The 14,496-nt window shown below is 64.5% G+C and carries 9 protein-coding genes; 7 read left to right on the top strand and 2 right to left on the bottom strand.

Annotated features, from left to right (window positions below; genetic code table 11):
* Positions 1-24 precede the first annotated feature (24 nt).
* From BI343_RS06305 to BI343_RS06285, 5 genes are all read left to right on the top strand, one after another.
* Positions 25-765 (top strand): NADPH-dependent oxidoreductase, encoded by a 741-nt coding sequence (locus tag BI343_RS06305; RefSeq protein ID WP_071109088.1) that lies wholly within the window; start codon positions 25-27, stop codon positions 763-765.
* A gap of 33 nt (positions 766-798) precedes the next feature.
* Entirely contained in the window at positions 799-1,905 is a 1,107-nt protein-coding gene (nemA, locus tag BI343_RS06300; protein ID WP_071109087.1) for an alkene reductase, read from the top strand.
* 171 nt (positions 1,906-2,076) lie between these two features.
* A complete protein-coding gene (locus BI343_RS06295) occupies positions 2,077-4,146 on the top strand; it encodes a prolyl oligopeptidase family serine peptidase (RefSeq protein ID WP_071109086.1) in 2,070 nt (689 codons plus the stop codon).
* 138 nt (positions 4,147-4,284) lie between these two features.
* Positions 4,285-8,856: a response regulator gene (locus BI343_RS06290; RefSeq protein WP_071109085.1), complete on the top strand. Its 4,572-nt coding sequence runs from the start codon at positions 4,285-4,287 to the stop codon at positions 8,854-8,856.
* Positions 8,853-9,776, top strand: coding sequence for a diguanylate cyclase (locus tag BI343_RS06285; RefSeq protein WP_071109084.1), 924 nt, complete (start codon positions 8,853-8,855; stop codon positions 9,774-9,776). Before BI343_RS06290 ends, BI343_RS06285 begins: the two co-directional genes overlap by 4 nt.
* Positions 9,777-9,856: 80 nt before the next feature.
* Here BI343_RS06285 and BI343_RS06280 read toward each other — a convergent pair whose 3' ends face one another.
* Positions 9,857-11,008, bottom strand: a complete 1,152-nt coding sequence (locus tag BI343_RS06280; RefSeq protein WP_083340842.1) for a PP2C family protein-serine/threonine phosphatase — start codon at positions 11,006-11,008, stop codon at positions 9,857-9,859.
* Positions 11,009-11,374: 366 nt separating this feature from the next.
* Positions 11,375-12,463 carry a M35 family metalloendopeptidase gene (locus tag BI343_RS06275; protein ID WP_071109082.1) on the bottom strand — a complete coding sequence of 363 codons (1,089 nt, stop codon included), beginning with the start codon at positions 12,461-12,463 and terminating at the stop codon, positions 11,375-11,377.
* A gap of 267 nt (positions 12,464-12,730) precedes the next feature.
* On the opposite strand from BI343_RS06275, the gene queC reads away from it, so the two are divergent.
* Complete coding sequence (gene queC / locus BI343_RS06270) at positions 12,731-13,432, top strand: 7-cyano-7-deazaguanine synthase QueC (protein WP_071109081.1); 702 nt, start codon at positions 12,731-12,733, stop codon at positions 13,430-13,432.
* 1 nt (position 13,433) lies between these two features.
* Entirely contained in the window at positions 13,434-14,453 is a 1,020-nt protein-coding gene (locus BI343_RS20690) for a 6-pyruvoyl trahydropterin synthase family protein (protein ID WP_071109080.1), read from the top strand.
* Positions 14,454-14,496: the final 43 nt, after the last annotated feature.

Here is a 14,496-nt window from a genome sequence, read left to right as displayed (position 1 = left end):
TGGTCTACTTAAACGGAGTCCATCATGAATGAAACCCTGCAACTGATGCATCAACACCGCAGCGTGCGCAGCTACCAGGACAAAGCGGTCGCACCGGAAATGCTGGACGCGATTCTGGAAGCGGCATGGAAAGGCCCAACTTCGATCAACGGCCAACAGGTCTCCCTGGTGGTGGTGCAGGATGCGGCGCGCCGCAAGCGCATTGCCGAAATCGCCGGCGGCCAGCCTTGGATCGCCCAGGCGCCGGTCTTCATCGCCGTGGTGATGGACTTCCACAAGACCCGGGTCGGCGTGGAAATGGCTGGCGAGAAGCAGGTGATCCACAACAGCGTCGAGGCCTTCGCCGTCGGCGGCGTGGATGCAGGCATCGCCTTGGGCAATATGATGACCGCCGCCCACGCCGCCGGCCTGGGCGTGGTGCCCATCGGCGGCATCCGCCGCGACCCGCAGGCCATGATAGAACTGCTGGAGCTGCCGGAGTTGACCTTCCCGCTGGCCGGACTAGTGATCGGCCACGTCAAGGACGACAGTGAGCAGAAGCCGCGCCTGCCGCGCGACAGCTTCGTCCACCGCGAGCGCTACCACGCCGAGGGTCTAGCCGCCCACATCGCCGCCTACGACGACACGCTGCGCCGCCACTGGCAGGACATCGGCCGCGCCGACGGCGAGCCGTGGTCCAGCAGCATCGCGCGTTTCTACCGCCAGGTTTACTATCCGCAGGTCGCGCCGGTTGCGCGCGCCCAGGGATTTGGATTCGATCAGTAAGCCCAACGCAATAGACTTCAAAAGGAAGAAAACATGCAAGCCGACAAACTGTTCACCCCGCTGACCGTGGGCGCCGTCACTCTGGCCAACCGCGTGGCGATGGCCCCGCTGACCCGCCTGCGCAATATCGAACCGGGCGATGTGCCCGGCCCGCTGGCCAAGGAATACTACCGCCAGCGCGCCAGCGCCGGCCTGATCGTGGCCGAAGGCACCCATATTTCGCCGACCGCCAAGGGTTACGCCGGCGCGCCGGGCATCTACAGCGAAGAACAAGTGCGCGCCTGGAGCGAAGTCACCGCGGCCGTGCATCAAGCCGGCGGCAAGATCGCGCTGCAGCTGTGGCACACTGGACGCATCTCGCACCGCTCGCTGCAGCCTAACGGCGACGCGCCGGTCGGTCCGTCCGCCATCCAGGCCGACAGCCGCACCAATATCCGCGCCGCCGACGGCAGCCTGGTGCGCGAGCAGTGCGACACCCCGCGCGCGTTGGAAACAGAGGAAATCGCCGATATTCTGGAAGACTACCGCCGCGCCACGGACAACGCCCGCCGCGCCGGCTTCGACCTGGTGGAAATCCACGGCGCCCACGGCTACCTGCTGGACCAGTTTTTGTCGCCGGCCGCCAACGTCCGCACCGACCAGTACGGCGGCAGCGTGGAAAACCGCGCGCGCTTCCTGCTGGAAGCGGTGGACGCTGTAGTGGCCGAGTGGGACGCCGATCATGTCGGCATCCGCATCTCGCCGCTGGGCATCTTCAACGGCGTCTCCAATACCGACCAGCTGGAAATGGCGCTGTATCTGGCCGAACAACTGGCCAAACGCAAGCTGGCCTTCCTGCACATCTCCGAACCGGACTGGGCCGGCGGCCCCAAGCTGGACGACACATTCCGCGCCGAGCTGCGCAAGCGCTACCCCGGCGTGATCATCGGCGCCGGCGGTTACACCGCGGAGAAAGCGGAAACCCTGATCAAGCAAGGCTATATCGACGCCGCCGCCTTCGGCCGCAGCTATATTGCCAATCCGGATCTGGTGGAGCGGCTGAAACAGAACGCCCCGCTGAATCCGCCGCAAGCGGAAACCTTCTACGGCGGCGACGCGCCCGGCTACACCGACTACCCGACGCTGCGACAGCAGGCGTAACGCCCGCTTCCGCCCGGCCCCACTGGCCGGGCTTTTTTACGCCCCAAGCGGATGACAACTGGTTTTGAAACGCGCTACAGTCTGGGATCGCCGCGACACTGCCGCGGCGGCACAATGACAGGCGCCCGGCACGCCGATGCGCGGCAAGGGCGCCGCACTCAGGAGAACATCATGAAGACCAGACTGCTCGCGTCCGCCGCCCTGATGCTGGCCGCGCAGAGCCACGCCGCAGCCGACCCATATTTGTGGCTGGAAAACATACAAGGCAAACAGGCCATGCAGTGGGTGCGCCAACAAAACGCGCTGACCGACAAACAGACGGAAAGCTGGAACAGTTTTCCCGGACTGAAAAAAGACATCCTGGCCATTCTGGACTCCAGCGCCCGCATCCCGGGCATCGAGAAGATCGGCGACCGCTACTACAACTTCTGGCGCGACGGCCAGCATCCGCGCGGCATCTGGCGCAGCACCACGCTGGAGGAATACCGCAAGGCCGATCCCGCTTGGGACACTGTGCTGGACCTGGATCAACTGGCCAAGAACGAGAAGGAAAACTGGGTGTGGCAGGGCGCGGACTGCGTCAAGCCGCAACAAGACCGCTGCCTGATCCGCCTGAGCCGCGGCGGCGGCGACGCCGCCGTAGTGCGCGAATTCGACCTGCCGGGCAAACGCTTCGTCGCCGATGGTTTTGTGGTGCCGGAAGCCAAGAGCGAGGTCAACTGGAAAGACCGCGACGCGCTGTATGTCGCCACGGACTTCGGCAAGGGCACGCTGACCGCCTCCGGCTACCCGCGCATCGTCAAGCAATGGCAGCGGGGCCAGCGCCTGGAGCAAGCCGCCACGCTGTTCGAAGGCAAGGCCAGCGACATCTCGGTCAGCGCCAACCGCATCGACAGCGCCGGCTACCAATACCATCTGATCAGCCAGGGCACCAGCTTCTTCAGCAACGACCTTTACCTGCAGCGCGACGGCAAGTGGCAGAAGCTGGACAAGCCCGGCCACGTCGAAGCCAGCTTCCACGGCCCATGGCTGTTGTTGAAACCGCGCCAACACTGGACCGTGGGCGGGCATGACTGGCAAGCCGGCAGCCTGCTTGCCATCAAGCTGGACGATTACCTGCAGGGCAAGCGCGACTTCAGCCCCTTGTTCCAACCCACCGCCTCCACCTCGCTGGCCGAAAGCACGGACACCCGCAACGCCGTCATCCTGACCGTGCTCGACGACGTCAAGAGCCGGCTGGTGGAATGGCAAGTCGTGGACGGCAAGTGGCAATCGCGCGCCGTGGCCGCGCCAGGCTACGGCAGTATAGAAGTCAGCTCGATAGACAGCGACAGCTCGGACGACTACTTCTTCACCTTCACCGACTTCCTGACGCCGACCTCGCTGTCGCTGGCCCATGCCGGCAGCGACGCGCGCGAGCCGCTGAAGCAACAGCCGGCCTTCTTCGACGCCAGCCCCTACCGCATCCAGCAGTTCTTCGCCCGCTCGAACGACGGCACCCAGGTGCCCTACTTCGTGGTGGCGCGCAAGGACTTGAAGCTGGACGGCAAGAACCCGACCCTGCTATACGGCTACGGCGGCTTTGAAGTATCGATGACGCCCTACTACAGCGGCACCATGGGCAAGGCCTGGCTGGAGCGCGGCGGCGTCTATGTGCTGGGCAATATCCGCGGCGGCGGCGAATACGGCCCGGCCTGGCACGAGGCGGCGTTGAAACACAAGCGCCAGAAGGCCTACGACGATTTTTCGTCCATCGCCAAGGATCTGGCGCGGCGCGGCATCGCCGACGCACGCCACCTGGGCATCAAGGGCGGCAGCAATGGCGGCCTGCTGATGGGCGTGATGCTGACCAAGTATCCGCAGCTGTTCCACGCCGTCGTTTGCCAGGTGCCGCTGCTGGATATGCGGCGCTTCAACAAGTTGCTGGCCGGCGCCAGTTGGATGGACGAATACGGCAATCCGGACCAGCCGGAAGACTGGGCGTATATCAAACGCTACTCGCCATACCAGAACCTCCGCTCCGGCACCGCCTATCCGGCCACCCTGTTCGTTACGTCCACCCTGGATGACCGCGTCCATCCGGGCCACGCCCGCAAGATGTACGCGGCGATGAAGCAGCTAGGCGCCAACGTGCATTATTACGAACGAACCGAAGGCGGCCACGGCTCCGCCGCCAACCACGAGGAGGAGGCCGGCATCGCCGCCATGGAATACGCCTTCCTGTGGCAGCAGTTGCGCTGACCGCGCGCGGCCCCGCGCAAGCGGGGCCGTTATTCCAATGCATCGCATTCCCACGGCCTCGCGATGCGATTTGAATGAAGCGGCCGCTTTTCTATACTGGACAAAGGCTATCCTTGACCCCATGCCGGGAGCTGCGCCTTGTCCATCCTTCCCCGCGCCGCGCGATTGCGGCTTGAATGGTCGCTCGTCGCGTGTTTCCTGCTGATCACGCTGATCGTTACCGCCGTCGTGGTCTGGCAAACCGGACAACATCAACGCCAGCAGCTGCTGGCCGCATATCAGACCCGACTGGGCTACGTCTCGCAAACCCGCAACGCCATCCTGCGCAGACAGTTTGACCAGCTAGCACGCGATGTGCGTTTTCTCAGCGCCACGCCGCCCATCGGCGGCATCATCCGCGCCAAAGCCGACAACGGCATCGACAAGCAGGAAAATTCCACGCTGCAGAATTGGAACAAGCGCCTGACCGGCCTGTTCAGCGCCTTCCTGGCGGCCAATCCGGAATTGACCTCCGCGCGGCTGATCGGAACTGCCGATGGCGGGCGCGAACTGCTGCGCGTGGAGCGTGGAACGCGCGGCGACATAGTCGTCGTCGCGGAAGGGCAGCTGGCCCGGCGCGGCGATCGAAATTATGTAAGCGAGGCGCTGCGCCTGCCGCCGGGACAAGTCTTTTTTTCGGACCTCTCGATGGGTTCGCGCCCGCGGGAAGGGCGTGGCGCGCCGACGGTGCCGACTCTGCATGTATCGATGCCGGTCCGCGATGACAACGGCGCGGTATTTGGCGTGGTGGTCATTAATTTCAACGCCGGCGAACTGCTGGCCTCGTTAAAACGCAACATTCCGACGGAAATCCAGATTTACCTGACCGATCAGAACGGCAATTATCTACAGCAACCGGACCCGACCCGCGCTTTCGGCGCCGACACCGGGCGCCTCAAGCGCTGGCAGGATGATTTCCGGCCGACATCGCAAAACATGGGGCAACCGGCTACCTTGCGCACCTTCGACTCGCCATACGGCATCGCGTACGCGCATGCGATCCACGTTCCATTCACGCCCAGCGCGCCTGAACACTATTGCCAGCTGATCGCCGTGCTGCCGGACAAGCAAGTGGCCAAACTGGTCGCCAGCACCCAGGCCGCCGTGCTGACCAATGCGCTGAGCGTATTCCTGCTGTTGGGCCTCGCCTGCCTGCTGTATTTCCGCACCTACCGCCAGGCGGCCATCCGCCAGGCCGAACTGGCCGCGATCATGGAAAGCTCGCAGGACGCCATCATCGGCTGCACCGCCCAGGGACGCATCGTCAGTTGGAACGCCGGCGCGGAACGCCTGTTCGCTTGTCCGTCCGAACAGGCGATAGGCCAAACGCTGGACAGCATCATTCCCCAGCCCGAAGGCGCTCCCGCCTCTTCCGAACGGCTGCTGCAGGCCCGCGAGAATGGCGCGCCAAGCAACCTGCGCTGCGGCCTGCGGCTGCCGGATGCCCGCTGGCTGGACGTGGACATCACCATTTCGCCGATTCGCCATGGCCGCGGCCAGCCCAGCGGCGTGGCGCTAACCATACGCGACATCAGCGAACAGCAAGCGGCTGAAAAATACATACGTGAATTGAGTGCCTCGCTGGAGCAGCAGATCGAACAGCGCACCCGGCAGCTGCGCGCTTACTCGGCCATGCAGAACGCCATCCTGGCCCACTCCGGCTACGCCATCATCGCCACCGACGGCAACGGCCTGATCACGCTGTTCAACCCGGCGGCGGAACGGATGCTCGGTTATCCGGCGCCGGACATGATAGGCAAAGCCTCTTTGGCCGACTTCCATTGCCGGGACGAATTGGCCGAACGCTCGATCCAGCTGTCGCACGAACTGGGCGAAACGGTGGGCGCGGACTTCGAGGCCGTGGTCGCGCCGGTGTGGCGGCAAGAAACCGACGAAAGGCAATGGACCTATGTGCGCGCCGACGGCAGCCGCTTTCCGGTGCAGCTGACGGTCTCCCGGCTGGAGAACGAGGGCGGCGACGCCGCCGGCTATCTAGTCATCGCCTCCGACATCACGCAGCGGCTGCAGGACCAGCGCAGCCTGGAATCCGCCCGCGACCAACTGATCAAGGCGGCGGAAGTGGCGGAACTGGGCATCTGGAGCTGGCGCATCGCCAGCGACACGCTGGAGTGGAACGACAGGATGTTCGACATTTACGATATCCCGCGCTCCTTCCGCGACTTCGGGCTTTACTACAACCACTGGCGGGGACGGGTCCACCCGGACGATATCGCGGACGCCGAGCTGCGGCTGCAGCAGTGCCAGGAAACCGGCGCCGCCTTCAACCAGACCTTCCGCATCGTGCGCCAGAACGGAGACATCCGTTACGTGCAAGCGGCGGCGGTGGTCGAATGCGGCCCGGATGGCAAACCCAGCCGGATGCTGGGAATCAATCGCGACATCACCCAGCAACGCGAGCAGGAAAACTGGCTGCGCGAGGCCAAAACCGCCGCAGACAGCGCCAGCCGCGCCAAGTCTGATTTCCTGGCCAATATGAGCCATGAGATCCGGACGCCGATGAACGCCGTGCTGGGCATGCTGCAACTGTTGCAGCACACCAGCCTGGACAACCAGCAAGCGGACTATGCCGACAAGGCCGCCGTCGCCGCGCGCACCCTGCTCGCCCTGCTCAACGACATTCTGGACTTCTCCCGCGTGGAAGCCGGCAAGCTCACGCTGGACCCGCATCCGCTCAGCCTGGACAAGCTGCTGCGCGACATCGGCGTCATCCTGTCCGCCAATGTCGGCGCCAAAGACGTGGAAGTCGTGTTCGACATCGCCCCCGATCTGCCCGACACCATCGTCGCCGACTCGCTGCGCCTGCAGCAGATCCTAATCAACCTGGCCGGCAACGCGATCAAGTTCACCGAGCGCGGCGAAGTGGCGCTGTCGGCGCAGTTGGTGGAACGTGATGCGGACCGGCTGCGCATCGCCTTCGCCGTGCGCGATACCGGCATCGGCATCACGGCGGAACAATGCCAGCGCATCTTCGAAGGCTTCTCCCAGGCCGAATCATCCACAGCGCGCCGCTATGGCGGCTCCGGACTCGGCCTTGCCATCAGCCAGCGCCTGGTCGGGCTGATGGGCGGCAAGCTGCGGGTGGATAGCGAACCCGGCCACGGCAGCACCTTCAGCTTTGAAATCGAATGCGAAGCGGCGCCGGCCGCGGCCATGCCCGTCGCCACAGGCGTCGTGCCGCTGCAAAACCTGCGCTGTCTGGTCATTGAAGACAATGACAGCGCCCGCCAGACGCAAAGCGCCATCCTGCGCTCCTTTGGCTGGCGAGTCGATGCCGCCGCCAGCGGCGAAGAGGCGCTGGCCATGATTTCAGAACAGCCTGCCGGCCTGGATTACGACGTGGTGCTGGTGGACTGGCGCATGCCCGGCATCGATGGCTGGGAAACCTGCGAGCGTCTGCGACGCCTTCCGCCGCAGGGCCAGCCGCCGGTGATCATGATGGTCACCGCCTACGGACGCGAGCTGTTCGAGCAGCGCCGCAAGCAAAGCCCCGGCGTCATCGATCACTTCCTGATCAAGCCGGTGACGGCATCCATGCTGTTCGACGCCGTCGCCGACGCGCGCGCCGGACGGGGCGTGCGCCAGGCCCTGCCCCGGCTGCCCGCCGGCCAAGCGCCGCGGTTGGCCGGCCTCAAACTGCTGCTGGTGGAAGACAACGCCACCAACCAGCAGGTGGCGCGCGAACTGCTGAGCCAGGAAGGCGCCGCGGTGGATGTGGCGGACTGCGGACAGGCGGCGCTAGCCGCCCTGACGCCTCCGGCCCGTTACGACCTGGTCTTGATGGACATCCAGATGCCGGACATGGATGGCTATGAGGCAACCCGCCGCTTGCGCGCCCAGTTCCCCGCCAGCGCCCTGCCCATCATCGCGATGACCGCCAACGTGATGCCGGCCGACCGCGAACAGGCGCTGGCCAGCGGCATGAACGACCATGTCGGCAAGCCCTTCGACCTGGATCAGCTGGTGGCGGCGATACTCCGCCACACTGCGCGCGCGCCCCAAGCCAAGATGGAGCCCCCCGCCCAGGCGGAACCGGCCCACGCAGAACCCACAGCCAACAGCGGCTTGATCAACAGTCGCGCCGCCATCCTCCGTTTCGGCGGCAATGTCGAAATCTACCGCCGCACCCTGCTGAGCTTCTGCGAAGAACTAATCGGGTTGATGGCCAGCTTGCAAGGCCAGATCCAGCAAACCCCGCGCGAGCCGGCGATCCAAACCCTGCATACGCTGAAAGGGCTGGCCGCCACGGTCGGCGCCGACGCACTGGCCGCGCTCGCGGCCGACAAGGAGACCTGGCTGCGCGATCCAGCGCGCGGCTGGCCAGCCGACTTCTCCGCGCTGCGACAAGCGGCGGAAGAGGCGACTGCGGCGGCACAACGCTTGGCCGAGGAGCTAGTCGCGCCCCCCTCCGCGCCGCACCCCTCGGTGGGCGATGTCGCCAACATCCGGCAGGAACTGGCCGATCTGCGGCTGCTGCTAAACACTTCCAATCTGCAAGCCGTTCAGCGCTTTGAGCAGCTGGAACAACAATATCGCGTGGCCATGCCGCAGGAACTGGAACAACTCGGCGACGCCATCATGCAGCTGGACTTCGCCGCCGCCACGCGTCTATGCGACGACCTGATCAGACAACAGAAGGTGGATCAGCCATGAACGATGTGCCCTTCCTTGCCTCCGGCCGGCGCGGCAGGATACTGGTCGTCGACGATCTGCCGGCCAATATCTTGGCAACGCATCAAATCCTGCAGCCGGAACATGATGTATTCATGGCGACCACCGGCCAACAAGCCATCGATTTTTGCCAGTCGACTCCGCCAGACTTGCTGCTGCTGGATATCGAGATGCCCGGCATGAACGGCATGCAGATCTGCCGGCAACTGAAGCAAGATCCAGCCACTTGCGACATCCCCGTCATTTTCGTGACCGCCCATCAGGGGCAGGAACAGGAAATCGCCTGCTGGGAGGCCGGCGCCGTGGACTTCGTCAGCAAGCCAGTGACGCCCGTCACCTTGCGCAAGCGGGTCAATGCCCATCTGACGCTGAAATTCCAGGCCGACCAACTACGCGCGCTGGCCTTCAGCGACGGACTGACAGGCCTCGCCAACCGGCGCCGCTTCGATGAGCGGCTGGAGCAGGCCTGGCGCCATGGCGTGCGCCACAATCATCCGCTCTCGCTGATCATGGCCGACATCGATCATTTCAAAAAATACAATGACCGCTATGGCCACAGCGCCGGCGATGAATGCCTGCGCCGGGTGGCGCAGACGCTGCGCGAGCAACTGAACCGCTCTTATGATCTGGCCGCCCGCTTCGGCGGCGAGGAGTTCGCTTGCCTGCTGCCGGAAACCACGCTGGCCGGCGCCGCCTCGCTGGCCATGAAAATGGAAGCGGCCATCCGCGAGCTGCGGATCGAACATGCCGATTCGGACGTGGCGCCCTGGGTCACCCTCAGCCTGGGTGTCGCCTGCCTGCAGCCGATTGTCGACTGCCGCAGCCAGCGCTTGATAGAACAGGCGGACGGCCAGCTTTACCTGGCCAAGGGCTGCGGGCGCGGGCGCGTCTGCCCCATTTAGACCCGCTCACAAAATCGCTGATCTTGCGTCGGCGCGCCTGGTCCCAGGCCCGCAATGAGGTTTTGTCAACGGCGGCCAGGCTAACCGGCCGGGTGGCGGATGACCAGCAGGGAAATATCGTCGCAGGCCACGCCGCCCAGCATATGGGCCTTGGCCGACGACAACACCGACTCGCCTATCGCTTGCGGCCAGCCCTGGCGCACCGCCGCCTCGACGCCGGACAAGCCGAACATCGCGCCGGAGCCGTCCTTGGCCTCGGTGATGCCGTCCGAGCTGACCACCAGCACCTGCGACGGACGCCACTCCAGCGTCTGCATCGAGTCGTCAAAGTCTTCGGCCGCCAGCACGCCCAGCGCCGGATGGCTGGACTTGCAGCGCGCCGCCACTTCGCCCTGCTCGTCGAACAACAGCACGCAAGGCACGCCGCCATTCCAGATCCGCAGCGCGCCGCCGCCGGGTTCGATGGCGATCAGCGCCGCCGCCACGAAACGGCCGCCCGGCAGCAAGCGGTGCAGTTTCTGATTGACCCCGCGGACGATGTCCGCCATGTCGCAGCCAGCCTCGGTCATCTCATGGAAACAATCTATGGCCGGCAGCGCGCTGATGGCCGCGGTCAAACCGTGGCCGGTGCAATCGGCCAGCATGATGTGCTCGCCGCCGGCCGGCGTCGGACAAATGATGATCAGATCGCCGTTGAAGCCGGCGGCCGGGCTGAGGTATTGCCAGATATGGCTGGGCGTGGACGTGCGCAGGCTGATCAGCCGCTCGATCAGCTCCAGCGCCAGTTGCTGCTCGAACTCGTTTTCGCGGTAATACTTTTCCAGCCGCAGCGCATCCTGGTTGATCTGGTTCTGCATCTCGGCGATGCGCAGAAAAACATGGATCTTGGCGGATAAGAGGTCGAAGCTCACCGGCTTGGCCAGGTAGTCGTCGCCGCCGGCCTTCAAGCCCTGCACCACGCTCTCCAGCTCATTCAGGCTGGTCAGAAAGATGATGGGCACCCAGTGCTCGCCGAACATCCGGCGCAGCTCCGTGGTTGCCTGCAAGCCATCCATCTCCGGCATGATGACATCCATCAGGATAAGGTCCGGCAGCTGGCTCTGACAAAACGCCACCGCTTCCAAGCCGTTCTTGGCCGAAACGCAGCGATAGCCAAGCTCCATGATGAACTGCTCGATGAAATAGCGATTGGTCGCGCTATCCTCTACCAACAAGATTGTCGTCGACGACATCCCATCCTCGCCTGATGCAGCTGCTGCCAGTCACAAACCGAATCCATCCCGGCCACGTCGTCATGCTGCGCCGCTGACAAATCCCCTGCTACTGCATAAGCCCTGGGCCGTCCGCGCCAGGGCACTCCGCGCTCCGCGCTTGCATTAACAAGGCCAAGAACCGGCCGCCGGACAGCCATGCGCTCAATCAGCCCACTCCCATAATAAGACTACTGCCGACAACACTCCAAGTTGCGATGCAATATCGCGCACTGGCACCCCTTGTCCAAGAAAAATCCCCGCGGACGCGGGGAGGAAAAGTTGGCGATCCAGCGGCCGTCGACTCGGCGCAGCGCGTCTGCGGGCCTGGCGCATGCCGCTTGCAGCTCACGGCTGGAATGGCGTGTTTTCGGCAAAGTACTCGTGGTTGTCGGCATTGTTCAGGGCCTTGGCCGGGTTGCTCCTGGCCAAGTCCTGGGCGCCGCTCTGGCCGTAGACATTGTCCCGCGTCCCGGCCACCACGGTGAAATGCGACAACTCATGCACCAGCGTGCCGCCTTTGGAATCGGTGCCCTTGGTCGGCGCTCTCCAGAAAGCCCCGCACAAATAGATGGTATACGGCTGCGACGGATAGACGTAGGCAAAGGTGTCGCTGTCGGTGCAACTGCAATCCAGCTTGATGGGCTTGGTGTCCAGCGCGTCCTTGATCTTCACATAGTGGGACTTGGCCGTGTTCCAGTTGGCCTGGCTGTACGTGCCAAACCAGGTGACATAGCGCGGCGACGCCGATTGCGCCCCGCTCAGATACGCCGCGGTCTCATCCGCCATCGCCCCGGCGGCCACCACGCCATCCTTGGATTGCGACTGCTGGCTGACCGAGCAGTTGCCTGCATAACTGATGCCGCTGACCGCGCTACGGCTTTGAACCTGCCAAGCCTGCTTCGCCGAGCGCGAGCGCAGCAGCAAGGGGCTGATCTTGCCGGCGCTGACAGCGCCGACCGCATTGGACACGATTTCCTCGTCCAGCTGCGGCGCTGCCTGCTTGGCGCTGATGCCGGCAGGCAGGCCGCGGTTCAGCACCCGCTTGCCGCTGCTTTCGAAGCGAACGCTCAACTGCCCCCCTTTGGACAGATCGTAATAATCGGACACCCTAACCTTGGCGCTCAGCGTCGCGCCCGGCGCCAGCGTCACCGTATCGCGCAGCGACGGCGCCACCCGCTTGTACTGCGGCCCAAGGTACTCTGCCGGCTGACCGTTGACGCTGACCGCCAGGAAACGCTCCTGCACTTCCTTGCCAGGCAGGTACCAGCGATAGAGATGCAAGGGCTGCTTGCCGGTATTGCGATAGCTGACGGTCACATCGACGTCCTGTTCGGCGCTGACGCTGGGCTGGCCGAGGCTGACTTGCAGATCGCCGGCAAAGACGGATGAAGCGAACAACAGCGCCGCTGCAACGATAGGTAATCTCTTGTCCATTTTATTGTTCCCTTTAGAGGATTCTTTCATCACGGAAAGTTATATAAAACGCACTCATCATGCGCAAATCATTAATTGCACGAACCAGCCATGACGACAATCAATAAAATTACCGATGTTGCAAAATGCATACAGCATATCCATGACACACCCCGCCTCAGCGCCAACATCGTCGGTCTATAGTGCGGTAAGATCTCAGGTTGACTGCGTCGGGTGAGACCGATCCCGGCGCGCGGCCACAACCCTCGACTGTTTTTCGACGGAATCATGAATCAAGCATCTGAAAAAGCCCTGGTCGTCCTGTCCGGCGGCCAAGACTCCACCACCTGTCTGTACTGGGCGCTGCGCCGTTTCGGCGCAGGCAATGTGGAAGCCGTCACCTTCGACTACGGCCAGCGCCACCGCGTGGAGCTGGATTGCGCCCGCGAAATCGCCCAGCTGGCCGGCGTGCGCCAAACCGTTCTGCCCATCGACACCTTCGCCGCGATAGGCGGCAACGCGCTGACCGACGACGCCATCGCCCCGGAAGAAGGCGTGCGCGACGACGACGCCCTGCCCAACACCTTCGTGCCCGGCCGCAACCTGATCTTCCTGACCTTCGCCGCCGCCTTCGCTTACACCCGCGGCGCCCGCCATCTGGTCACCGGCGTCGCCCAGACCGACTACTCGGGCTATCCGGACTGCCGCGAAAACACGCTGAAGGCGCTGGAACTGGCGCTGCGCCTGGGCATGGACAGCCGGGTAGAGCTGCACACGCCGCTGATGTATCTGTCCAAGGCCGAAACTGTGACGTTGGCGCAACAGGTCGGGGCGATGGAAGCGCTGGCCTGGAGCCATACCTGTTACAACGGCGAGGTGCCGCCCTGCGGCCATTGCGCATCGTGCGAGCTGCGCGCCAAAGGCTTCGCCGAAGCCGGCGTGGCCGACCCCTTGGTGGAACGCTGCCAGGCCGAAGCGGAAAGGCTCTGAGATGCACGCGAGTTATCTGCTCGCCGGCGCCGGCTTTGAAGCGGCGCGGCAGCTGCCGGCCGCTGCCGGCAAAGCCTCCCGCCCGCATGGCCACAGCTTCCGCGTCCTGGTCCGCAGCGAATCGCAATGCGGCGATGCCGCGGCGCTGGAAGGCGCCGTGCATGCGGCCCTTTCGCCCCTGGACTACACCGACCTGAACGCTCAGCTGGCCGACAGCGGCGATCTGGCGCTGGCGCGGCACATCGCCCAGGCCCTGCCCCATCCAACCGCCATCAAGCTGCAAGGCGCGCCGGATCGCGGCGTGACGGTGGATGGACCACACGCCTTCTGCTGGCTGAACGCTTCCTTTGAAGCGGCCCACCATCTGCCGCACGTGCCGGTTGGCCATAAATGCGGCCGCCTGCATGGCCACGGCTTCGGCGTGCGGCTGGTAGCCGATGCCGCGCGCTGCGGCATACAGGAACTGGAACAGGCCTGGGCACCGTTGTTCCATCGCCTGAACCATCGCTATCTGAACGATATCGCCGGTCTGGACAACCCCACCAGCGAAGTGCTGGCCCTGTGGCTGCATCAGCAATTGAAGCCAACGATGCCAGGCCTCGCCTGGGTGGAGGTGCGCGAGACGCATACCGCCGGCAGCCAATTCGACGGCCAGCGTTTCCGCATCTGGAAAGAACAGCGCTTCGAGAGCGCGATGCCTTTCGACGAAGCCGGCAACTACACCGGCCACAGCTATCTGGTCCGCCTGATGCTGGCCGGCGACATCGACCGCGCCATGGGCTGGCTGCTGGACTTCGGCGACGTCAAGGACCGCTTCAAGCCGATCTACCGCCAGCTGGACCACAATCCGCTGGACAAGCTGGCCGGCCTGCGCCGCCACGACAACGCCGCGGTGGCGGAATGGATCCATGCCCAATTGTCTCCGCTGGTGCCGGAACTGGACCGCATTGATCTGATGGAAAGCGAGCGCGCGGGCGTCTCGCTACACTTCCATCAGGACATGCGCTGGCCGCTGCTGTAAACGGCCTCGCCGCATACTGAATCCCGCGCGGGCAAGCCGCTCG

The organism is Chromobacterium amazonense, from assembly GCF_001855565.1.
GTDB lineage: Bacteria > Pseudomonadota > Gammaproteobacteria > Burkholderiales > Chromobacteriaceae > Chromobacterium > Chromobacterium amazonense.
This window is presented reverse-complemented; position numbering and strand designations above follow the sequence as displayed.